22 protein-coding genes and 2 tRNA genes are annotated in these 23,463 nt (G+C 71.6%); 14 read left to right on the forward strand and 10 right to left on the reverse strand.

All coding sequences use genetic code 11. The features are described from left to right. The first annotated feature begins 117 nt into the window (after window positions 1–117). The 4 genes from OHU74_RS24150 (at window position 118) to OHU74_RS24165 (ending at window position 5,439) form a co-directional block, all read left to right on the forward strand. On the forward strand, window positions 118–3,012 hold the full coding sequence (locus OHU74_RS24150) for a UPF0182 family protein (RefSeq protein WP_371619790.1): 2,895 nt from the start codon (window positions 118–120) through the stop codon (window positions 3,010–3,012). 44 nt (window positions 3,013–3,056) lie between these two features. After that, a tRNA-Met gene (locus tag OHU74_RS24155) sits at window positions 3,057–3,130 on the forward strand. Between the two features lie 226 nt (window positions 3,131–3,356). Then, the gene (locus OHU74_RS24160; protein WP_371617823.1) at window positions 3,357–5,294 is read left to right on the forward strand and encodes a tetratricopeptide repeat protein; all 1,938 of its coding nucleotides are present in this window, start codon (window positions 3,357–3,359) and stop codon (window positions 5,292–5,294) included. A 71-nt stretch (window positions 5,295–5,365) separates the two neighbouring features. Then, window positions 5,366–5,439 (forward strand) — tRNA-Met (locus OHU74_RS24165). Between the two features lie 161 nt (window positions 5,440–5,600). On the opposite strand, the gene OHU74_RS24170 is transcribed toward OHU74_RS24165, so the two are convergent. Continuing rightward, window positions 5,601–6,017: a Fur family transcriptional regulator gene (locus tag OHU74_RS24170; protein ID WP_371617824.1), complete on the reverse strand. Its 417-nt coding sequence runs from the start codon at window positions 6,015–6,017 to the stop codon at window positions 5,601–5,603. 118 nt (window positions 6,018–6,135) lie between these two features. Between OHU74_RS24170 and OHU74_RS24175 the strand changes: the two genes are divergently transcribed. Further along, on the forward strand, window positions 6,136–7,620 hold the full coding sequence (locus tag OHU74_RS24175; protein ID WP_371619791.1) for a catalase: 1,485 nt from the start codon (window positions 6,136–6,138) through the stop codon (window positions 7,618–7,620). A gap of 77 nt (window positions 7,621–7,697) precedes the next feature. Here the strand turns inward: OHU74_RS24175 and OHU74_RS24180 are convergent, their stop codons facing one another. Next, window positions 7,698–8,093, reverse strand: a complete 396-nt coding sequence (locus tag OHU74_RS24180) for a cyclic nucleotide-binding/CBS domain-containing protein (protein ID WP_371617825.1) — start codon at window positions 8,091–8,093, stop codon at window positions 7,698–7,700. Between the two features lie 206 nt (window positions 8,094–8,299). Next, window positions 8,300–9,103 (reverse strand): histidinol-phosphatase, encoded by an 804-nt coding sequence (gene hisN, locus OHU74_RS24185; protein WP_371617826.1) that lies wholly within the window; start codon window positions 9,101–9,103, stop codon window positions 8,300–8,302. Window positions 9,104–9,237: 134 nt separating this feature from the next. Here hisN and OHU74_RS24190 point away from each other — a divergent pair, with 134 nt between their 5' ends. Beyond that, window positions 9,238–9,807: a TetR/AcrR family transcriptional regulator gene (locus OHU74_RS24190; RefSeq protein ID WP_371617827.1), complete on the forward strand. Its 570-nt coding sequence runs from the start codon at window positions 9,238–9,240 to the stop codon at window positions 9,805–9,807. A 34-nt stretch (window positions 9,808–9,841) separates the two neighbouring features. Here the strand turns inward: OHU74_RS24190 and OHU74_RS24195 are convergent, their stop codons facing one another. The 4 genes from OHU74_RS24195 to OHU74_RS24210 all read right to left on the reverse strand — a co-directional run bounded on the left by OHU74_RS24195 (window position 9,842) and on the right by OHU74_RS24210 (window position 13,476). After that, window positions 9,842–10,165, reverse strand: a complete 324-nt coding sequence (locus tag OHU74_RS24195) for a multidrug efflux SMR transporter (protein WP_351043244.1) — start codon at window positions 10,163–10,165, stop codon at window positions 9,842–9,844. 110 nt (window positions 10,166–10,275) lie between these two features. Further along, the gene (rsgA, locus tag OHU74_RS24200) at window positions 10,276–11,286 is read right to left on the reverse strand and encodes a ribosome small subunit-dependent GTPase A (RefSeq protein WP_371617828.1); all 1,011 of its coding nucleotides are present in this window, start codon (window positions 11,284–11,286) and stop codon (window positions 10,276–10,278) included. Between the two features lie 8 nt (window positions 11,287–11,294). Next, window positions 11,295–12,647: a 3-phosphoshikimate 1-carboxyvinyltransferase gene (aroA, locus tag OHU74_RS24205; protein ID WP_371617829.1), complete on the reverse strand. Its 1,353-nt coding sequence runs from the start codon at window positions 12,645–12,647 to the stop codon at window positions 11,295–11,297. Between the two features lie 115 nt (window positions 12,648–12,762). Further along, on the reverse strand, window positions 12,763–13,476 hold the full coding sequence (locus tag OHU74_RS24210; protein WP_371617830.1) for a M50 family metallopeptidase: 714 nt from the start codon (window positions 13,474–13,476) through the stop codon (window positions 12,763–12,765). Between the two features lie 53 nt (window positions 13,477–13,529). On the opposite strand from OHU74_RS24210, the gene OHU74_RS24215 reads away from it, so the two are divergent. From OHU74_RS24215 to def, 8 genes are all read left to right on the forward strand, one after another. Continuing rightward, window positions 13,530–14,345, forward strand: a complete 816-nt coding sequence (locus tag OHU74_RS24215; protein WP_371617831.1) for an SOS response-associated peptidase — start codon at window positions 13,530–13,532, stop codon at window positions 14,343–14,345. Between the two features lie 24 nt (window positions 14,346–14,369). Then, window positions 14,370–15,029: an alpha/beta family hydrolase gene (locus OHU74_RS24220; protein ID WP_371617832.1), complete on the forward strand. Its 660-nt coding sequence runs from the start codon at window positions 14,370–14,372 to the stop codon at window positions 15,027–15,029. Window positions 15,030–15,294: 265 nt separating this feature from the next. Further along, window positions 15,295–15,939: a sigma-70 family RNA polymerase sigma factor gene (locus OHU74_RS24225; RefSeq protein WP_008741505.1), complete on the forward strand. Its 645-nt coding sequence runs from the start codon at window positions 15,295–15,297 to the stop codon at window positions 15,937–15,939. Next, window positions 15,936–16,283 carry a mycothiol system anti-sigma-R factor gene (gene rsrA, locus OHU74_RS24230; protein ID WP_371617833.1) on the forward strand — a complete coding sequence of 116 codons (348 nt, stop codon included), beginning with the start codon at window positions 15,936–15,938 and terminating at the stop codon, window positions 16,281–16,283. The genes OHU74_RS24225 and rsrA overlap by 4 nt, the downstream gene beginning before the upstream one ends. A gap of 231 nt (window positions 16,284–16,514) precedes the next feature. After that, complete coding sequence (locus OHU74_RS24235) at window positions 16,515–18,134, forward strand: HD-GYP domain-containing protein (RefSeq protein ID WP_371617834.1); 1,620 nt, start codon at window positions 16,515–16,517, stop codon at window positions 18,132–18,134. Beyond that, entirely contained in the window at window positions 18,131–19,390 is a 1,260-nt protein-coding gene (locus OHU74_RS24240) for an HD-GYP domain-containing protein (RefSeq protein ID WP_371617835.1), read from the forward strand. Before OHU74_RS24235 ends, OHU74_RS24240 begins: the two co-directional genes overlap by 4 nt. Window positions 19,391–19,517: 127 nt before the next feature. Then, the gene (locus OHU74_RS24245; protein ID WP_371617836.1) at window positions 19,518–20,522 is read left to right on the forward strand and encodes a tetratricopeptide repeat protein; all 1,005 of its coding nucleotides are present in this window, start codon (window positions 19,518–19,520) and stop codon (window positions 20,520–20,522) included. Window positions 20,523–20,595: 73 nt separating this feature from the next. After that, window positions 20,596–21,240, forward strand: a complete 645-nt coding sequence (def, locus tag OHU74_RS24250) for a peptide deformylase (RefSeq protein ID WP_371617837.1) — start codon at window positions 20,596–20,598, stop codon at window positions 21,238–21,240. A gap of 9 nt (window positions 21,241–21,249) precedes the next feature. On the opposite strand, the gene OHU74_RS24255 is transcribed toward def, so the two are convergent. The 3 genes from OHU74_RS24255 to OHU74_RS24265 all read right to left on the reverse strand — a co-directional run bounded on the left by OHU74_RS24255 (window position 21,250) and on the right by OHU74_RS24265 (window position 23,462). Then, a complete protein-coding gene (locus OHU74_RS24255) occupies window positions 21,250–22,215 on the reverse strand; it encodes a helix-turn-helix domain-containing protein (RefSeq protein ID WP_371617838.1) in 966 nt (321 codons plus the stop codon). A gap of 129 nt (window positions 22,216–22,344) precedes the next feature. After that, window positions 22,345–22,803, reverse strand: a complete 459-nt coding sequence (locus OHU74_RS24260) for a DUF3703 domain-containing protein (protein WP_371617839.1) — start codon at window positions 22,801–22,803, stop codon at window positions 22,345–22,347. A gap of 47 nt (window positions 22,804–22,850) precedes the next feature. After that, entirely contained in the window at window positions 22,851–23,462 is a 612-nt protein-coding gene (locus OHU74_RS24265; RefSeq protein WP_371617840.1) for a helix-turn-helix domain-containing protein, read from the reverse strand. Window position 23,463: the final 1 nt, after the last annotated feature.

Consider the following 23,463-nt stretch of genomic DNA (forward strand, 5'->3'; position numbering starts at 1 on the left):
GACTAAAGCCCCAGTAAGTTGCATGAGAGGGCCCTACGATCGGGGGCCCATGCTTTGAAGAAATTTCAGCATCAATTACACACAGCGACTTTCGAGGTGCGCACCTTGGCTTTCCAGATGCCGGACCGCGGCGGAGGCCCCTCCGGGCCACGGATGAGAGTCGGCCGCCCGTCCCGGCGTGCCCGGACTCTTCTGATGACTTTGGGCGTCCTGGCCGTGCTGGCCATGGCGTTCATCATGTTCGCGGGCTTCTGGACGGACTGGCTCTGGTTCCGCTCCGTGAAGTACTCCACCGTCTTCACCACCACGCTGTGGACCAAGGTCGGCCTCTTCGCCGTCTTCGGCCTGCTGATGGCCGGTGCCGTCGGGCTGAACGTCTGGCTGGCCCACCGGCTGCGCCCGCCGCTCAGCGCGATGTCGATGGAGCAGCAGAGCCTCGACCGGTACCGGATGAGCGTCGCGCCCTTCCGCATGTGGCTACTGCTGGGCATCTCGGCGCTCGTCGGACTGATCGCGGGCGCCTCGGCGGCCGGCCAGTGGAAGACCTGGCTGATGTACGTGAACGGGGTGGCCTTCGGACAGAAGGACCCCCAGTTCAACCTGGACGTGTCGTTCTACACCTTCGACCTGCCCTGGTACCGCTTCCTGCTCGGCTTCGGCTTCGCCGCCGTCGTGCTCTCGGTGATCGCCGCGGCCGTCGTGCACTACCTCTACGGGGGACTGCGCGTCACGAGCCCGGGTGCGCGGGCCACCGCCGCGGCGACCGGGCACCTGTCGGTGCTGCTCGGCCTCTTCGTCACGCTCAAGGCGGTCGCCTACTGGCTCGACCGGTACGGCCTCGCGGTGAAGTCCAGCGACTTCAAGGCCGCTGACAACTGGACCGGCCTGCGGTACGTCGACGCCAACGCCTACCTCCCGGCCAAGACGATCCTGGTCGCCATCGCGGCGATCTGCGCGCTGCTCTTCTTCGCGACGCTCTGGCGCCGCACCTGGCAGCTGCCCGTCATCGGCTTCGGCCTGATGGTGCTCTCGGCGATCCTGATCGGCGGGCTGTATCCGGCGATCGTGCAGAAGTTCCAGGTCCAGCCGAACGAGCAGGCCAAGGAATCCCCGTACGTCGAGAAGAACATCAAGGCGACGCGCGACGCCTACGGGGTCGCCGACGCGGAGGTCACGGACTACGCGGGCGTCCCGGCCGAGGGAACCGACAAGCAGCAGCTGCGCAAGGCGGCCGACACGACCGCCAGCATCAGGCTCCTCGACCCGAACATCGTCTCCCCGGCCTTCCAGCAGCTCCAGCAGGTCAAGGGCTACTACGCGTTCCCGTCCACGCTCGCCGTGGACCGGTACAACGGCCAGGACACGGTCATCGGTCTGCGCGAGCTGAACATCGGCGGCATCCCGAAGAACAACTGGATCAACGACCACTTCAAGTACACGCACGGCTACGGCGTGGTCGCGGCCAAGGGCACCACCGTCGGTGACCAGGGCGCCCCCGACTTCACCCAGTCCGACCTGCCCTCCAAGGGGATGTTCGGCACGGACTTCGAGCAGCGCGTCTACTACGGCGAGCAGACGAAGCAGTACTCGATCGTCGGCGGACCGCAGAAGGAGCTCGACTACTCGGACGACAAGGGCGAGAAGGAGACGAGCTACAAGGGCGACTCCGGCGTCAATCTCGACAACCCGGTCAACCGCGCCGCGTACGCGCTCGCCTTCAGCGAGCCGCAGATCCTGTACTCGGGAGCCATCGGCGAGGGCTCGCGGATCCTGTACAACCGCACGCCCAAGGAGCGCGTCGAGGCAGTCGCTCCGTGGCTGACCATCGACGGAGCCCCGTACCCGGCGGTCATCGACGGCCGGATCAAGTGGATCGTCGACGCGTACACCACGACCAACGGCTACCCCTACGCCTCGCGCACCACGCTGGGCGAGAGCACCCACGACTCGCTGACCAACAACCAGCGCGCGGTGGTGGCCCAGGAGAACCAGGTCAACTACATCCGCAACTCGGTGAAGGCCACCGTGGACGCCTACGACGGCACGGTCAGCCTGTACCAGTGGGACACCCAGGACCCGGTCCTCAAGACCTGGATGAAGGCGTTCCCGGGCACGGTCAAGGCCAAGAGCGAGATCTCCAAGACGCTCATGGACCACATCCGCTACCCGCAGGACCTCTTCAAGGTCCAGCGCGAGCTGCTGACCCGGTACCACGTCACCGACCCGCAGACCTTCCTCAGCGGCAGCGAGGCCTGGGCCGTCCCGGACGACCCGACGAACAAGCCCGGTACGGCGGTTCCGCCGTACTACCTGTCGATGAAGATGCCGGGCCAGAAGGAGAAGGACCAGGTCTTCTCGCTCACCACGACGCTCACGCCGAACGAGCGGGACAACCTGAGCGCCTTCATGGCGGTCAACGCCGATCCGAGCACCCCGGACTACGGCAAGATCAGAATCCTGAAGCTGCCGACCAGCAAGCCGGTCGACGGCCCCAAGCAGGTGCAGAGCAAGTTCCAGTCGGAGCCGAAGATCGCCGAGTCCATCCGCCTGCTGCGCGGTGGCGACTCCGAGGTCGAGTACGGCAACCTGCTCGCGGTGCCGCTCGACGGCGGCATGCTCTACGCGGAGCCGGTGTACGTACGCAGCTCCGGGCTGAAGTACCCGCTGCTGCGCAAGGTGCTCGTGACCTACGGCGGCCAGACCGCCTTCGAGGACACGCTGGAGAAGGCGTTGAACGTGGTGTTCGGGGCCGAGGCTCCGACCACGCCGACCAACCCGACCAATCCGACGACCCCGCCCGGTGACGGCACCACCACGCCGCCGGTCAACCAGGACCCGACGGTCAAGGCGGCCCTCGGCGACGCTCAGAAGGCGCTCGAGGAAGCCGACAAGGCGCTGAAGGCCGGCGACTGGACGGCGTACGGCAAGGCCCAGGGCGACCTGCAGGCGGCACTGAAGCGGGCGATCGACGCGGAGGCCAAGCTGAAGGCGCCCACCCCACCGACCGGATAGCGGTCATGGCTCCACCCCGCGTCGTGCTACTGTGGTTTTACCGACGCGGGGTGGAGCAGCTCGGTAGCTCGCTGGGCTCATAACCCAGAGGTCGCAGGTTCAAATCCTGTCCCCGCTACTGAAGACGAAGGCCCGGATCCGATGGATCCGGGCCTTCGTCATGCCCGGGGTGGATGTGCGACGGGGCGTGTGGTGAACACGTGGCGGACACGGGGTCGCTGGGGTGGGTGAGTTGGGGTCCGAGCGTGTTTGACTTATCTCTCTGTGGGCATGTCGACAAAACGCTGTAGTGACCTCACGGGCTGCGACATACCAGGTGTACGCGGGTAGCAGGTGATGCGACGATGGGATTTATGGGGGACAGGTCAACTCTGCTGGAGACAGGGCGGTTTGTGAGGGCGGAAGCCGAATCGGGTGCGGAGTCCGATGGGGCGGCTCAGGCTGTTGACGCGAGGACTGCGATGACCACGCAGACGCCGCGGACCACGGTGGCCGCGGCCGCCGCGCCGATCACGCCTGCCCTGCCGATCACACGGCAGGTTCCGGTCGACGACGTCTTCGACGACGAGGCCTTCGCGCTGACCGACGCCGCCAGCGACGCCGAGCTGGAGGCCCGCCACCGGGTCGCCGCCGACAAGGGGGACCCGGGCGCGATGAGCGTGCTCGGGGCGCTCCTGCTGCGCCGCGGCGACCTGACCGGAGCCGAGCCGTACCTGCGCGGGGCCACCGCGGAAGGCGACCGCGCGGCCGCCAACAACCTCGGCGTGCTCCTGCACCAGCGCGGCTACCCCGAAGAGGCCGCCGGCTGGTGGCGCGTGGCCGCCGTGGCCGGATCCGCTCCGGCCGCGCACGCCCTGGGCCGCCACTACCGCGAGCGCGGGGACGAGCCCGCGGCCGAGTACTGGATGCGGCAGGCGGCGGAATCCGGCCACGCCCTCGGTGCGTACGGACTCGCGGACCTGCTGGAGCACCGCGGGGACAAGGGCGTCGAGCGGTGGTTCCGCGCCGCGGCGGAGCAGGGGCACCGCGAGGCCGCGTACCGGCTGGCCCGGCACCTGAGGAAGGGCGACCCGGTCGAGGCCGAGCAGTGGTACCGGCAGGCAGCCGCGCGCGGCCACCGGCGCGCCGGGCTGCACCTGGGCACCCTCCTGGAGGCGCGCGGCGAGCTCAAGGAGGCCGGGCGCTGGTACCTGACCTCGGCCAAGCAGGGCGAGCCGCGGGCCGCGTGCGCGCTCGGCTTCCTGCTGCGCGACGCCGGCGACGAGGAGAACGCGGCGACCTGGTGGCTGCGGGCCGCCCAGGACGGCGACGGCAACGCGGCCAACGCACTGGGCGCGCTGCACGCCGCCCGGGGCGAGACCCAGACGGCGGAGAAGTGGTACCGGGCCGCGATGGACGCGGGCGACCAGAACGGCGCGTACAACCTCGCGCTGCTGTGCGCCGCGCAGGAGCGGACCGCGCAGGCGGAGCAGTGGTACCGGCGCGCGGCCTACGCGGGACACCGCGAGGCGGCCAACGCGCTGGCCATCCTGCTGCTCCAGGGCGGGGACGCGGCGGGAGCGGAGCCGTGGTTCTCCAAGGCGGCCGAGGCGGGCAGCGTGGACGCCGCCTTCAACCTCGGGATCCTGTTCGCCAGCCGGGACGAGGACCGCACGGCCCTGAAGTGGTACGAGCGGGCCGCGTCGGCGGGACACACCGACGCCGCGCTCCAGGTCGGCATCGCGCTGGTCCGCGACGGTGAGGACCGGGCGGCGGAACGGCACCTGCGCTGCGCGGCGGGCGGCGGCAGCGCGGAGGCGTGCTTCCGGCTGGCCGCACTGCTGGAATCGCTGGCTCCGCCACCGGAGCCGGTGGCGCTGGGCGAGCCGGTCGGCGGAGCCCCGCGGACCGAGAGCGAGGAGTGGTACGAGCGGGCGGCGGAGCTGGGGCACCGGCGCGCCCAGGTCCGGGTCGGGATGCTGGCCGCCGCGCGCGGCGAGCTGGGCGCCGCCGCGCGCTGGTACCGGGAGGCGGCGGAGGCCGGCTCCCGCAACGGGGCCTTCAACCTGGGGCTGCTGCTGGCGCGCGAGGGCAACGAGCCGGAGGCTGCGCTGTGGTGGACCCGGGCGGCCGTGGCCGGGCACGGCCGGGCCGCGCTGCGGCTGGGCCTGCTCGCGGCCCGGCAGGGTGACCTGACGGAGGGGCAGAAGTGGTGCGTGCGGGCCATGGAGCTGGGCCCGGCGGAGGTCTCGGAGCGTGCGGCCCGGCTGCGCGAAGCCCTGGCGGAGGAGCTGTCCGCTTAGCTATCCGCGTAGACCCCCGGTTAACCGATTTGCATCTGCCGGGTGGCTTCCCGTAAAGTCAGGTTTACCGACGCGGGGTGGAGCAGCTCGGTAGCTCGCTGGGCTCATAACCCAGAGGTCGCAGGTTCAAATCCTGTCCCCGCTACTGAAGGCTCGAAGGCCCGGATCCACTGGATCCGGGCCTTCAGTCGTTTCCGGCTGCCAAGGCAGCAAAAGCGGGCGGCAGCAAGAAGCCGCCAGCACGAGGGCAGCAAAAAGGCCGGGGGCTCATCGAGCCCCCGGCCTCCCTTGTTCGTCGAGTCTCCGCTAGGCCCCCGCGCAGTTCGGGCAGACCCCGCGGTACGTCACCTCGACCGCCGACACCACGAAGCCGAAGCGCTCCGTGTCCGGCAGGTCGGCCAGCGGGTTGCCCGCCGGGTGGACGTCGCGGATCGCGCCGCACTGGGCGCACACCAGGTGCTGGTGGGGGCGGTGGGCGTTCGGGTCGTACCGCTTGGCGCGCCGGTCCGTGGAAACCTCCAGGACCTCGCCCAGGGTCACGAGCTCGCCCAGGGTGTTGTAGACGGTGGCGCGGGAGATCTCCGGCAGCCTGGCCACCGCGCGTGCGTGCACCTCGTCGGCCGTCAGGTGAACGTGGTCACCGTCGAGCACCTCGGCCACGACGCGCCGCTGAGCGGTCATGCGCCATCCGCGTCCGCGAAGTCGTTCCAGCAGGTCACTCATAGACGCCAGCCTAACAGCGAGGGGATTCGGTGTAACTCCCGAATCGGTGTCGACTTGGATGCTTACTTGACTTAGACAAAGTCCATCGTAGGATCGTTTACGGTAGGACCAGGACAGGATTTGCAGCAAATTTACGCAGGAGGCGCACGTGACCACGCAGGGACCGCTCACCACGGAAGCAGGGGCTCCGGTCGCTGACAACCAGAACAGCGAGACCGCCGGTATCGGCGGACCCGTTCTGGTCCAGGACCAGCTGCTGCTGGAGAAGCTCGCGCACTTCAACCGTGAGCGCATCCCGGAGCGCGTCGTGCACGCCCGCGGCGCCGGTGCGTACGGCACCTTCACGCTCACCCGCGACGTCTCGCAGTGGACCCGGGCGAAGTTCCTGTCCGAGGTCGGCAAGGAGACCGAAACCTTCCTGCGCTTCTCCACCGTCGCCGGCAACCTCGGCTCCGCCGACGCCGTGCGCGACCCCCGCGGCTGGGCGCTGAAGTTCTACACCGAAGAGGGCAACTACGACCTCGTCGGCAACAACACCCCGGTGTTCTTCATCAAGGACGCCATCAAGTTCCCCGACTTCATCCACACCCAGAAGCGCGACCCGTACACGGGCTCGCAGGAGGCGGACAACGTCTGGGACTTCTGGGGTCTGTCGCCCGAGTCCACCCACCAGGTGACCTGGCTCTTCGGTGACCGAGGCATCCCGGCGACCTACCGCCACATGAACGGCTACGGCTCGCACACGTTCCAGTGGAACAACGAGGCCGGCGAGGTCTTCTGGGTCAAGTACCACTTCAAGACCGACCAGGGCATCAAGAACCTCACCCAGGCCGAGGCCAACCAGCTCGCCGGTGAGGACCCCGACTCGCACCAGCGCGACCTGCGCGAGTCCATCGAGCGCGGCGAGTTCCCGTCCTGGACCGTCCAGGTCCAGATCATGCCGGCGGCCGAGGCGGCCGAGTACCGCTTCAACCCGTTCGACCTCACCAAGGTGTGGCCGCACGAGGACTACCCGCCGATCGAGATCGGCAAGCTGGAGCTCAACCGCAACCCGGAGAACGTCTTCGCCGAGGTCGAGCAGTCGATCTTCTCCCCGGCGCACTTCGTCCCCGGTATCGGTCCGTCCCCGGACAAGATGCTCCAGGGCCGTCTCTTCGGCTACGGCGACGCCCACCGCTACCGCGTCGGCATCAACGCCGACCACCTGCCGGTGAACCGTCCGCACGCCACCGAGGCGCGCACCAACTCCCGCGACGGCTACCTCTACGACGGCCGCCACGCGGGCGCGAAGAACTACGAGCCCAACAGCTTCGGCGGCCCGCACCAGACGGACCGTCCGCTGTGGGTCTCCTCCGCCGTCACCGGTGGCACGGGCAACCACGCCGCGCCCTCGCACTCCGAGGACACGGACTTCGTCCAGGCGGGCAACCTCTACCGCCTGTACTCGGAGGACGAGAAGGCCCGTCTGATCGAGAACCTCTCCGGCTTCATCGCCAAGGTCTCCCGTGACGACATCGTCGAGCGTGCGATCAACAACTTCCGCCAGGCGGACGGCGACTTCGGCAAGCGTCTGGAAGCCGCGGTCCAGGCCCTCCGCGCCTAGTCGGACCGCTTGTCGTTGCAGGCCGACGGGCCGGTGCCCCCGAAAGGGGGTGCCGGCCCGTCGGCCGTTCGCGTCTCCTAGACGGGTACGGTGCTGCGCCGGGCCGGCGCCCAGCAGCGGATGACGTCCTTCACGGACACGATGCCCACGGGCCCGCCGTGCTCCAGCACGATCAGATGCCGGAAGCCGCCGTGGGCCATCGCCTCGGCGGCTTCCTGCACGGTGGCGTCCGGGGTGCAGAACACCACGTTGTTGGTGGTGTGGGCGCCCACAAACTCCCGGTCGGGATCGTGTCCCGCGCCGAGCGAGTTGAGGATGTCGCGCTCGGTCAGGATGCCGATGCCGCTGTGTTCGGGATCGAGGACGACGGCCGCGCCGACGCGCCGGCCGGACATCAGGCAGGCCGCCTGACGGAGGGTGTGAGTGGGTCCGAGGGTGAGGATCACGGTACTCATGGCGTCACGGACGAACATGAAGAGAGCCACCTCCTGGTGAGTCCCTCCGCTTGGGTGGGGTGCGCGTGAAGGCCCGCACTTAGAGAAGCCCTTCACAAGCGCACAAGCGGAGGAGTCCCAGATTCCCATGGACACGGAGTGTCAGCAAGAAGGCACGCAGAGGATCACTGGCCGCGTACGGGCGCACGCGCGCCGCTCCGGCGGCGCGCGCCCGTCCTCCCGGGTCAGCCGCGCGGGCGCAGCAGGTCCAGCATCTCGTCGTGCAGCAGCCCGTTCGAGGCCGCCGCGTTCCCGCCGTGCACGCCGTCCACCCCGTCCAGGGCGGTGAAGCGGCCGCCGGCCTCCTCGACCACGACGGCCAGGGCTGCCATGTCCCACAGGTTCAGCTCCGGCTCGGCGCACAGGTCGAGCGAGCCCTCGGCGACCATCATGTACGGCCAGAAATCGCCGTAGCCACGGGTACGCCAGCACGCGCGGGTCAGCTCCAGGAAGCCGGGGAGCCGTCCCTGCTCCTCCCAGCCGGTCAGCGAGGAGTAGGCGAAGGAGGCGTCACCCAGGGTGGCCACCTTCGAGACGCCGAGCGCGGTGGTCGCGCCCAGCGCGCCCCCCGCGTACGCGCCCAGGCCGCGCGCCGCCCACCAGCGGCGGCCGAGGGCCGGCGCGGAGACCACGCCGACGACGGGACGGAAGACCCCGTCGGCGCCCTCCTCCATGAGGGAGATCAGCGTCGCCCAGACCGGCACGCCGCGCACGTAGTTCTTCGTGCCGTCGATCGGGTCCACGACCCAGCGGCGCGGGCCTTCGCCCTTGAGGCCGTACTCCTCGCCCAGGATGGCGTCGGAGGGCCGCGCGGCCGCGATCCCGGCGCGGATGATCTCCTCGGTGGCGGTGTCGGCCTCGCTCACCGGGGTCATGTCGGGCTTCGTCTCGACCTTCAGGTCGAGGGCGCGGAAGCGCTCCATCGTGGCGGCGTCCGCCGCGTCGGCGAGTTCGAGGGCAAGGCGCAGGTCATCGTCATACTCGGGCATGCCCGAACAGTACCGAGGCGGCCGGAACCGGGCGAGCGGCGTCCACGGGAGCACCCCGGGCGTCCAACTGCACCCTTGACAGTTCCTGTCGGTCCGTCAACTCTGACTCTGACGGAGACGTCAAAGGGGGAGCAATGGTGCCGACTGCCCGGGAGTCCTTGCTGGAAGCGGCGGGAGCGGCGCTCGCGGCGCGCCCCTGGCCGGCCGTGCGGATGGTCGACGTGGCGGCCGTGGCCGGGGTGTCCCGGCAGACCCTCTACAACGAGTTCGCGGGCAAGACGGGCCTCGGACACGCCCTGGTCCGGCGCGACGCCGCCTGGTACCTCGACGGGGTGGACCGGGCCCTGGCCTCCCCGGGGGGCTGCGCCGCGCGGCTCGCGGAGGTCGCGGAGTGGACCGTGACGGCCTCCCACGCGCGTCCCCTCGTACGGGCCCTGCTCACGGGCTGCTGGAACGGGAACTTACCCGTGCCGGCCGGCCGCGGGGTCCGGCCGGGGCTGCCGGCGCTCGGGCCGGCCGAACTGCTCCGCTCCGTGCGCGAGCGGGCCGACGCCGCCTTCGCCCCGGCCGAGGCCGAATGGGCACAGCGCTGCGAGTTGGCCGTCCGGCTTGCGATGTCCTACCTGGTCGCCCCGGCCGAACCGCCGGGTCCGGGCTCCCTCGAACTGCTGCGGCTGTTCAACGGGGCGGGCCGCACTGCTTAGAGCCCCGGCGCTCAGGACCCCGGCGCTCAGGGCCTCAGTGGGTCGAGCCCGACAGCTGAAGGCCGATGACGCCGAGGATGACCAGCGAGATCGAGACGAGTTTGAGGGTGGAGACCAGGTCGCCGAGGAAGATCATGCCGTAGATGGCGGTCCCGGCGGCCCCGATGCCCGTCCACACCGCGTACGCCGGACCCACGTCCAGCTTCTTCAGGGCCAGCGTCAGCAGACCGAAGCTGCCGAGCGCGAAGCACGCGAAGGCGATGGTCGGCCACAGCCGGGTGAATCCGTGCGACAGCTTGAGGCAGACCGCGAAGCCCGTTTCCAGGATTCCGGCGACCACGACCAACAGCCACGCCATGGCGCATGCCTCCCCGCGTCACGTGGCGCGCCCGCGGCCTCGGCCGCCACGCCACTCGATGCGATTATGCATTGACCGGATTTGTCGCACGGCAAACCCCGCCGGGCCGATCAGTCGCCCTCGCGCCGCTCCCGGGTCTGCAGCAGCCGCCGCAGCGAGTACAGCCGCGCCGGGTCCGCGTGGCCGTCCTCCACCCACTTGTCGAGCGCGCAGTCCGGCTCGTCGTGGCTGCACGCGCGCGGACACCCCTCCGTCCCGGGCACCAGCTCCGGGAAGGCCAGGATCACCCGGGACGGGTCCACGTGGTGCAGGCCGAAAGAACGCACGCCCGGGGTGTCGATGACCCAGCCGTCGCCGCCCGGCAGGGGCAGCGCCAGCGCCGAGGTGGTGGTGTGCCGGCCCCGGCCGGTCACCGAGTTCACCACTCCGGTGGCGCGCTGACGGCCCTCGGCGACCAGCGAGTTCACCAGCGTGGTCTTGCCCACGCCCGAATGGCCGACGAAGGCGGTGATCCGGCCGTTGAGGTGCTCGCGCACCCGCTCGGCCGCGTCGCCCGTCGCCAGCTCGTCCCGGTTGGTCACCACGTAGTTCAGGCCGAAGGTCGAGTAGATCTCCAGGATCTTGTCGGCCGAGGTCAGGTCGGACTTGGTGAGCACCAGCAGGGGCTCCAGACCGGCGTCGTACGCGGCCACCAGGCAGCGGTCGATCATCCGGGGCCGCGGCTCCGGATCGGCCAGCGCCGTGACGATGGCCAGCTGGTCCGCGTTGGCGACGACCACGCGCTCGTACGGGTCGTCGTCGTCGGCCGTGCGCCGCAGGACGGACTTGCGCTCCTCGATCCGCACGATGCGGGCCAGGGTGTCCTTCTTGCCGGACAGGTCACCGACGATCCAGACCCGGTCGCCGACCACCGCCGCCTTGCGGCCCAGCTCGCGGGCCTTCATGGCGTGCACCGGGCGGTCCTCGACCAGGCAGGTGAGCCGGCCCCGGTCGACGGTCAGGACGAAGCCCTCGGCCGCGTCCTCGTGCTTGGGGCGGATGGTCGTACGGGGCCGGTTTCCCTTGGGGTTGGGCCGCTGGCGGATGTCGTCCTCGTCGGTGTTCTTGCCGTACCTGCGCATGGCGGGCCCTACGCTCCCGCTCCCGAAGGTTCCTGGCCGAGCATGTCGGCCCACATCTTCGGGAAGTCCGGCAGGGTCTTCGCGGTCGTCGCCACGTTCTCGATGAGCACGTCCTGCACCGCCAGGCCGATGATCGCGCCCGCGGTGGCCATCCGGTGGTCGTCGTACGTGTGGAACGTGCCGCCGTGCAGCGGGCGCGGCCGGATCCGCAGACCGTCCTCGGTCTCCGTGACGTCGCCGCCCAGCCCGTTGATCTCCTTGGTCAGCGCCGCCAGCCGGTCCGTCTCGTGCATCCGCAGGTGCGCCACTCCGCGCAGCACCGACTCGGAGTCCGCCAGCGCGGCGACCGCGGCGATGCCCGGGGTCAGCTCGCCGACCTCGCTCAGGTCCACGTCGATGCCGTGGATCTTGCCGGTGCCGGTGAAGACCAGGCCCGCGTCGGTCAGCTCGCAGGAGCCGCCCATGTCGGTGAAGATCCGGCGCAGCGCGTCGCCGGGCTGCGTGGTGCGGCGCGGCCAGTCGCGGATGGTGACCGTACCGCCCGTGATCAGGGCCGCCGCCAGGAACGGCTGGGCGTTGGAGAGGTCGGGCTCGACGATCAGGTCGCGGCCGAGCAGGGCGCCGGGGGCCACCCGCCAGACGTTCTTCTCGCCGCCGGACTCGGGGGTGTCCACCTGGACTCCCGCCGCGCGCAGCATCTCCACCGTCATCCGGATGTGCGGCATGGACGGCAGGTTGGTGCCCACGTGCCGGACCTCGACGCCCTGGTTGAAGCGCGGGGCGGAGAGCAGCAGCGCGGAGACGAACTGCGAGGAGTTGCTCGCGTCGATCTCGACGGTGCCGCCCTCCAGGGCCCCACCGCCCTGGACGGTCAGCGGCAGCGCGCCGCGGCCGTCGTCGTCGATGCGGGCGCCGAGCGTGCGCAGGGCGGTGATGACCTGGCCGAGGGGGCGCTCGTAGGAGCGGGGGTCGCCGTCGAAGCGGATGTCGCCGGTGGCGAGGGTGGCGACGGGCGGCAGGAAGCGCATGACGGTGCCCGCGTTGCCGACGTCCACGGTGGCCGGTCCGTGCAGGGCGGCCGGGATGATCCGCCAGGCCTCGCCGCTGTCGCCCTCGCCGGCGGAGCTGGAGGAGACGGTCTCCTCGATGCCCACGCCCAGCGCGCGCAGCGCGTCGGACATCAGCTGGGAGTCGCGCGAGCGCAGCGGGCGGCGGACCCAGCCCGGCTCGGAGGCCAGCGCAGCGAGCACCAGGGCGCGGTTGGTGACCGACTTGGACCCGGGCACGGTGACGGTGGCCTGGACGGCTGAGTCGGCGGTCGGGGCGGGCCAGAGGGCGTGGAGCGCGGGGGTCTCGGTCATGCCCCCACTTTAGTGGCTTCCCATGGCCACAGATCTTGATCGCGAGGCCGTCTCGCGGGGCGGACGGCCAGGGGTGCGCAATTGGTCCCGGCGCAATCGGCCTCAGCGCAATCGGTCAGAGCGCCAGCAGCCAGCGGCCGCCGCCGACGAGCGAGCAGAGCGCGACCACGTGGAACAGGAGCAGCCACACCACCGGGTGCAGATGGGTCAGGCGCCCCAGCTGGTCCGCGTCCGAGTCGGGCGCTCCGCCGTGCCTGCGCTTGGCCCCCAGCTCGAAGACCGGCCGGACCCCGCCCAGCAGCAGGAACCACACCACGGCGTAGGCGAAGACCGCCTGGACGTCGGCCGGGGCCAGCCAGGAGACCAGGACGAAGGTGGCGCCCGTCAGCACCACCGTCAGCAGCCCGTACGCGTTGCGGATCATCACCAGCATCGCCGCGAGCAGGGCGGTCGCGGCCCACAGCAGCAGCGTGATCCGGTGCGCGGAGAGCAGCGCCGCCCCGCCGAGGCCGAGCAGGGAGGGGGCCGTGTACCCGGCGGCGGCGGTGAGGATCATGCCGATCCCGGTGGGCCTGCCCCGGCTGACGGTGACCCCGCTGGTGTCCGAGTGCAGCCGGATCCCGTCCAGGCTCCGCCCGGTCAGCAGGGCGATCAGCCCGTGGCCGCCCTCGTGCGCGATGGTGATGGCGTTGCGCGAGAGCCGCCAGAGCGGGCGCGGTCCCACGGCGGCCAGGGCAGCCAGTCCGCAAGCGATCACCAGCCACTGGCCGGGCGCGGTCTGTATGCCTGTGAGCCGGTCCCAGAGGCCGGCCGTGGTGCTGCTGGACATGAGGTGGCGGACTCCTTGCGATGGCGATCGGGGGCCATGGCAGTGTGGCAGCCATGTGCGGAAGGTATGCAGCGAGCAGTGGGCCCGAGGACCTGGTGGAGGTCTTCGGCGTGGAGCGGTGGGAGCCCGAGGAGGCGTTGGCCGCCGACTGGAACGTGGCCCCGACGAAAGAGGTCCACGTGATCCTCGACCGTCCACTGAAAGACGCTCCGAGCCCGCGTCCGGTTCGCCAGATGAGGGTCCTGAAATGGGGACTCGTCCCGTCCTGGGCCCAGAACCCCGAGGGGGCGGCCCGGATGATCAACGCCCGCTCCGAGACCGTCGCCGAGAAGCCCTCCTTCCGCCGCCCCTTCGCGCAGCGCCGCTGCATCATCCCGGCGGACGGCTACTACGAGTGGGTCACCGCCCACGACGAGCGGCAGCTGGAGGTCGAGGGCAAGAAGAAGCGGGCCCGCAAGCAGCCCTACTTCGTCCTGCCCGCCGACGGCTCCGTCTTCGCCATGGCCGGGATCTACGAGTTCTGGCGCGACCGGACCCTGCCCGACGAGCACCCGCTCGCCTGGTGGGCCACCTGCTCGGTGCTCACCGCGGAGGCCGAGACCGGACCGCTGGCCGTGGCTCCGGCCGAGGGGCCGCGCTCGCTCGCCGAGATCCACCCCCGGATGCCGCTGATGCTCACCCCGGACCGGTGGGACGCCTGGCTGGACCCGGCGCGGACCGACCCCGACGAGCTCCAGGCCCTGCTCGCCCCGCCGCCCGGCGGGCTGATGCGCGCCTATCCGGTGTCCACGGCCGTGAGCAACGTCCGCAACAACGGGCCCGAACTGCTGGAGGAACTGGCCGCGCCGGAGGAGAGCACGCTCTTCTGAGGCGCCCCCGGGCAGGATGGGCCCATGAGCACGCGTACCGAGAGCGTCGAGACCCCGGCCGGCGAGGCCCGCATCACCTGGCACCCGGCCCCGGCGCGCGGCGCCCGCCTGGTGCTCGCCCTCGGCCACGGGGCCGGCGGCGGGATCGAGGCCCGGGACCTGCAGGCCCTGGCCGCCGCCCTGCCCGCCCGAGGGGTCACCGTGGCGCTGGTGGAACAGCCCTGGCGGGTCGCCGGGAAGAAGGTCGCCGCCGCGCCCAAGGTGCTGGACGAGGGCTGGCGCGCCCTGTGGCCCGCCCTCGCGAAGCCGGGGCTGCCCGTCGTCGCGGGCGGCCGCAGCGCCGGGGCCCGGGTGGCCTGCCGGACCGCCGCCGAGCTGGGTGCGGCCGGGGTGCTGGCGCTGGCCTTCCCGCTGCACCCGCCGGGCCGGCCGGAGAAGTCCCGGGCCGAGGAACTGCTGGGCGCCGGGGCGCCGACGCTGGTGCTCCAGGGCGGCCGCGATCCCTTCGGGCGTCCCGACGAGTTCCCGGGGCAGGGCGCGCGCGAAGCCCCGTACGAACTGGTGGAAGTGGCCTTCGGCGACCACGGTTTCGCCGTGCCGAAGAAGGCCGGCCCGACCCAGGAGGAGGCCCTGGAGGTGATCACCGGGGCGGTGGCCGAGTGGCTCGGCCGGCTCCCGGTCTGACATTGGCCCGAAACCGGCGCCCTGCGGGGAATGCGCCGCGCGGCCCTTCTGTTGTCCCGGATGTCGGAACGCACGGCAACGTCGCCAGGAGAGGAAGCGCATGACCCAGGTCATCAGCCACAACCGTCCGCAGGCCGCTGACCTGGACTGGACAGTGCTGCCCGCTCCCAAGCGCGGCAAGCTTCGGGCGGCGGACGACCGGGATGGTCGACTATTCTCCGATTCGAGCGGGTCCGCTTTCGGAGTCGCCACGCAGTCGGAGGAGGTGGGTCCTGTCGCCGGGACCGACGAAGGCCACGCGGAGGAGACGACCCCGGAGCGCAATGCGCGCTTCGAGAGGGACGCCCTCGGCTACCTCGACCAGATGTACTCGGCCGCGCTGCGCATGACGCGCAACCCGGCCGACGCCGAGGACCTGGTCCAGGAGACGTACGCGAAGGCATACGCGTCGTTCCACCAGTTCCGTGAGGGCACCAACCTGAAGGCGTGGCTGTACCGCATCCTGACCAACACCTTCATCAACTCCTACCGCAAGAAGCAGCGCGAACCGCAGCGCAGTGCGGCGGAGGAGATCGAGGACTGGCAGCTCGCGCGCGCCGAGTCGCACATGTCGACGGGGCTGCGTTCCGCCGAGTCGCAGGCGCTCGATCACCTGCCCGATTCGGATGTGAAGGAAGCCCTCCAGGCCATTCCGGAGGAGTTCCGCATCGCGGTCTATCTCGCCGACGTAGAGGGCTTTGCGTACAAGGAGATCGCGGACATCATGGGTACACCCATCGGTACGGTCATGTCGCGACTGCACCGTGGACGCCGTCAACTCCGCGGAATGCTGGAGGACTATGCCCGCGAGCGCGGGCTCGTCCCGGCCGGCGCGGGAGAGTCGAACGACCTGAAAGGCTCGGGCTCATGAGCTGCGGAGATCCGCACGAGACGGACTGCTCTGAGGTCCTGGACCACCTTTATGAGTTCCTGGACCACGAGATGCCGGACAGCGACTGCACGAAGTTCGAGACGCACTTCGGCGAGTGCAATCCCTGTCTTGAGAAGTACGGTCTCGAGCAGGCCGTGAAGAAGCTGGTCAAGCGCTGCTGCGGGTCCGACGACGTGCCGAGCGATCTGCGGTCGAAGGTGATGGGACGGATCGAACTGATCCGTTCGGGGCAGGCCGTGCCGGATCACGACGTCACGGCCGGACCGGTGGCGCCCACCGCGTCCTCCGTCGCCGAGCCGATGCCGGGATCCGCGACGGGCTGAAATCGGGACGCCCGATTTCCCGCGTTCCCGCTGAGTAGTACCCGATTGAACGATCTCGAACGGCCGCCCCCGGAAGGGCACTTCCTTCACCCGAAGGTGGTAATCCGGGGGCGTCCGCATGGCGCAATGCGAAAATGTGGCCCAGCTCGCTCCCGGCCCCACTTATTCTCCCCTTTCGGTACTGGTTTGATTCAGTACCTGGCTTGCACGGCTCAGGGGGAGGAGAGCGCCATGCGGGTACTTCCGCCGATGGCGCGCGCCTACATCGCGTGCGCGGTCCTCGCCGCCGCCGGGTGCGTCGCCCCGGCCCTCGTCGATTCCGCCACCCCGTGGCCCTCTGTCGCCCTGCTCGCCCTGCTCTACCTCGGCTGCGAACTCGTCAAGGTCTGCCCGTTCCTGGGCCCCCGGGTGCCCGAGGGGCTCGGCTCCTTCTTCCCCGTGGTGCTGGCCGCCGTGTTCCTCCTGCCGCCCGCCGCCGCCGCGCTCGTCGCACTGCCCGGAGGGCTCGCCGGGACCGTGATGCAGCGGCCCGCCCGGGTACGGCGCGCCTGGCACGCCGCGCAGCAGGCGATAGCCGCCTGGACCGCCGGATGGACCTACGGGCTCCTCGGCGGACCCGAAGCCGTGGCCGGAGGCTCGCTGCGCGCGACCGGGCCACCGGGCGGCGACGGCCCCGCCGCCTGGGTCGCCGACTTCCCCTACGTGATGTTCCCCGCCGCCGCCGCGGCCGTCGCCTTCTGCCTGGTGCTCACCGCCCTCGACGGCGGCATCCTGGCCGCCGCCGAACGCCGGCCCGCCGCCACCGCCTGGCGCGGACTGCTCACCCGCTCCCTCGCCCCGCACTGCGTACACGGCCTCGCCGGGCTGATGATGGCCGTCATGTGGCGCAGCCCCTACGGGCTCCCGGCCGCGCTGCTCGTCCTGCTGCCGATGTACATCTCCTGCTGGGTCTTCGCCCAGTACCACCGCGAACGCGCCGCCCACCAGGCCACCATCCGGGCCCTGGTCCAGGCCGTCGACATCAAGGACCGCTACACGCGCGGCCACAGCGAGCGCGTCGGCCAGGCCTCCGCGATGATCGCCCGCGAACTGGGCATGGGAGAGGACCGCCTCGAAGTCGTCCGCATCGCCGGAATCCTGCACGACGTCGGCAAACTCGGAGTCCCCACCCGACTGCTGCGCAAGGACGGACCGCTGACCCCCGAGGAACGCCGCATCATCGAACTGCACCCCGAGTACGGACACGAGATGGTGCGCGGCATCGGCTTCCTGGGCGAAGCCCGCTCCGCGATCCTGCACCACCACGAGCGGGTGGACGGCTCGGGCTACCCCTACGGACTGACCGGCGAACAGATCCCGGTGCTGGCACGGGTGGTGGCGGTGGCCGACGCCTTCGACGCCATGACCTCGACCCGCTCGTACAGCCGGGCCCGGCCCGTGCCGGTCGCGCTGGCCGAGCTCGAACGGTGCGCCGGGGCGCAGTTCGACCCCGACATGGTCCGGGCACTGGGCGAGGCCATCGGCCGGCAGGGCTGGCACCCGGTGGTCACCTCGGACGAGGACCTCCAGGTGATCCCCGCGGGCAGTCCGGGGCCGGGTACGGGGCCGGGTGCGGGTAAGGGGCCGGGTACGGGTGCGAGTACGGGTGAGGGCGCCGCCGCAGGGCCGGCCCCGGACCCCGCACCCGCGGCGCCGTCCTCGGACGGGGACGGGGACCACGCGGGTCCCGTGCTCGCCGGGCTTCCCGTCCAGGGCAAAGCGGCCCCGCCGCAGGCCCGGCCCGGCCGCGGTGCGGACGGCGCCGACACCGGGGGTCCCCCGTCCGCCCCTTCGGCGGGAGCAACGGCATGAGGGGCTGGGCCGTCTGGGCCGTGCGGGGGGCCGCCGGGCTCCTGACCGCGGCCGCACTCGCGCACACCCTGTGGAACGGCCTCGTCGAACCGGGCATCGCCCTCGCCTTCGGCACCCTGATCACCATCGGCGAGCTCGCCCGCCGCGACCGCGGCGGCGCCGGCCGCCAGCAGCCCGCGCCGCTCGGCTCCGCCGGGGCGCTCGCGTACGCCCTGCTCGGGCAGAACGCCGGCCAGACCACCCACCACGGGGTCCTGCAGATCGTCGCCGTCGTCGTCGCGGCCGCCCTCGTCGGGATCGTCCCGCACATCGCCCGGGGCGGCGGCCCCGCCCTGGACCACCTCGCCCGCCGGGTCCTCACCGTCACCTTCGCCGCCGTCTGCTTCCAGCCGCTCTACAACTCCGGCCGACTGGAGGACTGGGTCGGGCAGGGCCCGTACCTGGTCCTCTTCCTGCTCTTCCTGCTCGGCCTCACGGCCCTGTGCGACGCCGTGCTCGCCGCCGTCCTCTCCGGAGCCCGCACCGGCTGGCCCTACGGCCCGCTGCTCCGCGACGAGCTGCGCGCGCAGCTCGGCGTCGGCTCGGCGATCTGCGCCACCGGGGTGGTCATGGCCCTCGGCGTCGCCGTGGCGGGCCTGTGGGCGGTCCCCGTCTTCAGCGTGCCGCTGCTGCTGACACAGATGTCCTTCCACCGGATCACCGCGATCCGCACCACCTACCGCCAGACCATCACCTCCCTCGCCCGCGCCACCGAGATCGCCGGCTACACCCGGCCCGGCCACGCCCGCCGGGTCGCCGCGCTCAGCTGCGCCGTGGGCCGGGAGCTGGGGCTCTCGGAGCGGGAGCTCACGGTGCTGGAGTACGCCGCCCTGATGCACGACATCGGGCAGCTCTCCCTCGTCGACCCGGTCCCGGCCGGGGCCACCGCCGAGCTGCCCGCCGCCGAGGCCCGCCGGATCGCCGGGCTGGGCGGGGAGGTGGCCCGCCAGACCGGGGTCCCGGCCGAGGTCGCCGTCGTCGTGGAGCGCCAGGCGGACCCGTACCGGGAGCAGCCCGTCGCGGCCCGGATCGTACGCACGGTCAACGCGTACGACGATCTGGTCGGCGGGGCCCGTCACCCGGGCGGCTCACTGGCGGTCCTGGAGCGGCTCAGGCTGGGCACCGGGCACGACTATCAGCCAGAGGTCGTCGAGTGTCTGGCCAGGGTGCTCGCCCGGGGCGGACGTGCCAGAGTCGTACCCGTCCCGCCTGGGTAACCCATGGGTAATGAGCGGCCGTCCGAGTGGGCATGGTTGGATGCCAGTAAGGGTGTCCCCAGCAAGACTGGTGTGTGGGAGTCCGCAAGGCTGCACCGTTGAATCGTCGGACCGGCAGGCGGGAATCGTGAGGATCTTCGGGAAGGTACGGCATAGGCCCTCCGCCTCGTGGCGGCAGGCCACCGACCGCGCGTTCACGCTGATCGGCGACGGGCGGTACGAGGACGCGGGCGCGCTCCTGACCAGAGCCGCGGACCTGGAGCCCTGGCTTTCGGAGTCCTGGTTCAACCTGGCGCTGCTCCACAAGTTCCGCCACGACTGGGAACAGGCCCGCACCGCCGGGCTGCGCGCCGTGGCCCTGCTCGACCGGGAGACCGGCGCCCCGGACTGGTGGAACGTGGGCATCGCCGCCACCGCGCTCCAGGACTGGCCGCTGGCCCGCCGCGCGTGGCAGGCGTACGGGCTGAAGGTGCCCGGGGACCCGCACGCGGGCGGCGGCGGCCACGCCAACGGCGAACCGGTCGGCATGGAGCTCGGCAGCGCGGCCGTACGGCTCTCTCCCGAGGGCGAGGCCGAGGTGGTCTGGGGCCGCAGGCTGGACCCGGCCCGCATGGAGGTCCTGTCGATCCCGCTGCCCTCCTCGGGGCGGCGCTGGGGCGAGGTCGTCCTGCACGACGGGGTCCCGCACGGCGAGCGCGTCACAGCGGCCGGACCCTCGTACCCGGTCTTCGACGAGATCGAGCTCTGGGCGCCCTCGCCGGTGCCCACCTGGGTGGTGCTGCTGGAGGCGGCCACCGAGGCCGACCGCAACGCCCTGGAGCAGCTGGCCTCCGACGCCGGCTTCGCCGCCGAGGACTGGTCCTCGTCGGTGCGGCTGCTGTGCCGGACCTGCTCGGAGAGCGCGATGCCGAGCGGCGAGGGCGACGGAGAGCACCTGGACCCGCACGACCACAGCGAACCGGGCCACCCCGGCCCCCTGGGCCACCGCACAACGGGCTCCGGCTCCCTGTGGGTCCCCGAGCGCGAATGCGGCATCGCGGCCCCGGCCGGCCTGGTGCGCGGACTGCTCGACGGATGGGTCGCGGACAGCCCGGAGACCCGGGAGTGGCGGGATCTCGAAGAAGTCTGCTGACGGGGGCACGTAGGCTGTACCGGCACATCAGTGACTTGGTGCTCGGCGGACTTACGGAAGGCGTACGGCGGACATGGCGCAGCAGGAGAACGACGTTGTCGGTGCGATCGGTGAGGTGAACGACGGCTACGTCGTGGACACCGAGGACTGTGAGGCGCGCGAGCTCGCCCACCGCGAGCGCGGCACGGCCCGCCCGATCACGGTGGTCGGCAACCCGGTCCTGCACCGGGAGTGCAAGGACGTCACCGAGTTCGGCGACGAGCTGGCGCAGCTGATCGACGACATGTTCGCCAGCCAGAAGGCCGCCGAGGGCGTGGGCCTGGCCGCGAACCAGATCGGCGTGGACGCCAAGGTCTTCGTCTACGACTGCCCCGACGACGACGGCAACCGCCACACGGGCGTCGTGATCAACCCGAAGCTCGTCGAGCTGCCGGCCGCCGCGCGGGTCCTGGACGACTCGAACGAGGGCTGCCTGTCGGTCCCGACCGCGTACGCCTCGCTGGCCCGCACCGACTACGCCGAGGTCACCGGCCAGGACGCCCAGGGCAACCCGATCAAGGTGCGCGGCACTGGCTACTTCGCGCGCTGCCTGCAGCACGAGACCGACCACCTGTACGGGTACCTGTACATCGACCGGCTCTCGAAGCGGGACCGCAAGGACGCCCTGAAGCAGATGGAAGAGGGCACCCCGCGCTACGAGACGGTCCCGAACGCCTGAGCCGCCTGTTCAAGCAGCCTGCGGCCCGCGGAAGGTGCGCCGGAAGGCGTTCGGGGTGGTGCCCAGGGTGCGCAGGAAGTGGTGGCGCAGCGCGGGCGCGTTGCCGAAGCCGCAGCGGCCCGCGATCGCGTCGACCGTATCGTCCGTGGACTCCAGCAGCTCCTGCGCCAGCAGCACACGCTGGCGCAGGACCCACTGGTACGGGGTGGTCCCCGTCTCCTGCAGGAAGCGGCGGGCGAAGGTGCGCGGTGACATGTGCGCGCGCTCCGCGAGCTGCTCGACCGTGATCTCCTCGTCCAGGTGGCGGGCCATCCAGCCGATCACCTCGCCGACCGTGTCGCAGGAGGTGCGGGGGAGCGGGCGCTGGATGTATTGGGCCTGCCCGCCGTCCCGGTGCGGCGGCACCACCATCCGGCGGGCGATGGTGTTGGCCACCTCCGAGCCCTGTTCCTGCCGTACGAGGTGCAGGCAGGCGTCGATCCCGGAGGCGGTGCCCGCCGAGGTGATCACCGGGCCCTCGTCCACGTAGAGCACGTCCGGGTCCACCCGTGCCCGGGGGAATCGGCGGGCCAGGGCCGGGGCGTGCATCCAGTGCGTGGTGCAGCGCCGGTCGTCGAGCAGGCCGGCCGCGCCCAGCATGAAGGCGCCGCTGCACACGCTCAGCAGGCGCGCACCGCGGTCCACGGCCCGGCGCAGGGACTCCAGGAAGGGTTCCGGATAGTCGCGGGTGGGGGCCTCGCGGTCGGCGGGCAGGCAGATCAGGTCCGCCTCCTCCAGCCGCTCGGGCCCGTAGGGGAGCGTGAGGCCGTAATGGCCGTCCCCGGCAGTGAGCGGATTGTCCTCGATCGCGCACAGGGCGAAATCGTAGGTGGGCAGCCCCATCGCACTGCGGTCGATCCCGAAGACCTCGCAGAAGATGCCCATCTCGAAGGGGGCGACCCCGTTCACCACGGCCACGGCCACGTTGTTCAGCATGCCCCCAGTGTGGCAGTAATTCCCTCCTCCATGACAGTCCTGCCACTGTTCGCTTTTCGCCGCACTGGCGAGAGTGGACTCATGACCACATTCCTCGACTACCTCGTCGTCCTCGCCGTAGCCGCCCTCCTACTGAGCCCCTCCGTCTACTGGGCCGCGCGCGAACACCGCCTCGACCGGCAGATCCGTACGGCCCAGCAGGACGCGCAGGTCCGGCGGGACCGGCATAGGAGTGAGCAGGCCCGCGCTCGTACGCCCCGTATTGCCGTACGGCACGCGGCCGGTCGCTGACCCGACCCCCGCCACCAGGATCCGCACCACCTGCCCGGCGGCCTCGGCCCGGTCCCGACAGCGGACCGCGAGGCGGAACATGTGCCAGTGCGCCCGGGTGTGCGGCCAGGCCCAGGCCTGGGACAGGATGTGCGCGCGCTCCAGCGCCGTCCACATGGCCGCCGTATCGGGGGCGGCGCCCCGGGCGCGGCCCAGCTCGGCTTCGAAGGCCTCGCGCACGGTCTCGGGCATCCCCCGTCGCTTGCCCGTGCACGCGTTCACGCAGGTCCGTACGCACCGCTTCATCGGATTCGTCATGGGTCAACCCTGCGGCCGGGGCCCCCGCGAGCGCTTGAACGAACCTGCTACGTCCACAGGGTCCGCCGGGTGAACTCCGACGGCGGGATCCCGAACATCCGGCGGCACACCCGGCTCAGGTGGGCCCCGTCGGCGAAGCCCGCACCGTGCGCCGCGTCCGTCACGCTCAGCCCCTGCGTGGTGAGTTCGGCGGCCCGCATCAGGCGCAGCCACAGGACGTACGAGCGGAACGGCAGCCCCAGCTCCGCCCGGAACAGGTGCGAGAGCCGGCTCTCGGACAGTCGCGCCACCCCGGCCGCCTCCGCCAGCCGCACCCGCTCCCGCCCGGGCAGCCAGGCCAGTACCCGGGCCAGCCCCGGATGCGGATCCCGCCCGGGCTCCGGGCCCTGCGGGAGTACGGAATCCAGGGCGCGGGCCGCCGCGAAGGGATCTGCCGGGAGCCCCGGCGGTACGAGGCCTCCCGCGTCCCCCGCCAGATCCGTGAGCAGGCGCCCGGCGGCCGAGGCGGGGTCGTAGTGCAGCACCAGCCCGCGCGGGACCCCGCGCAGCACGCAGTGGCGTACCCCGGCCGGAATCACGTGCGCCCGGCAGCCGAAGGGCTCCCCCGAGGGGCCGGACAGCAGCAGCTCGTCCTCGCCGAGGGTGGCGATGAGCTGCACG

It is taken from the genome of Streptomyces sp. NBC_00454 (assembly GCF_041434015.1).
GTDB lineage: Bacteria > Actinomycetota > Actinomycetes > Streptomycetales > Streptomycetaceae > Streptomyces.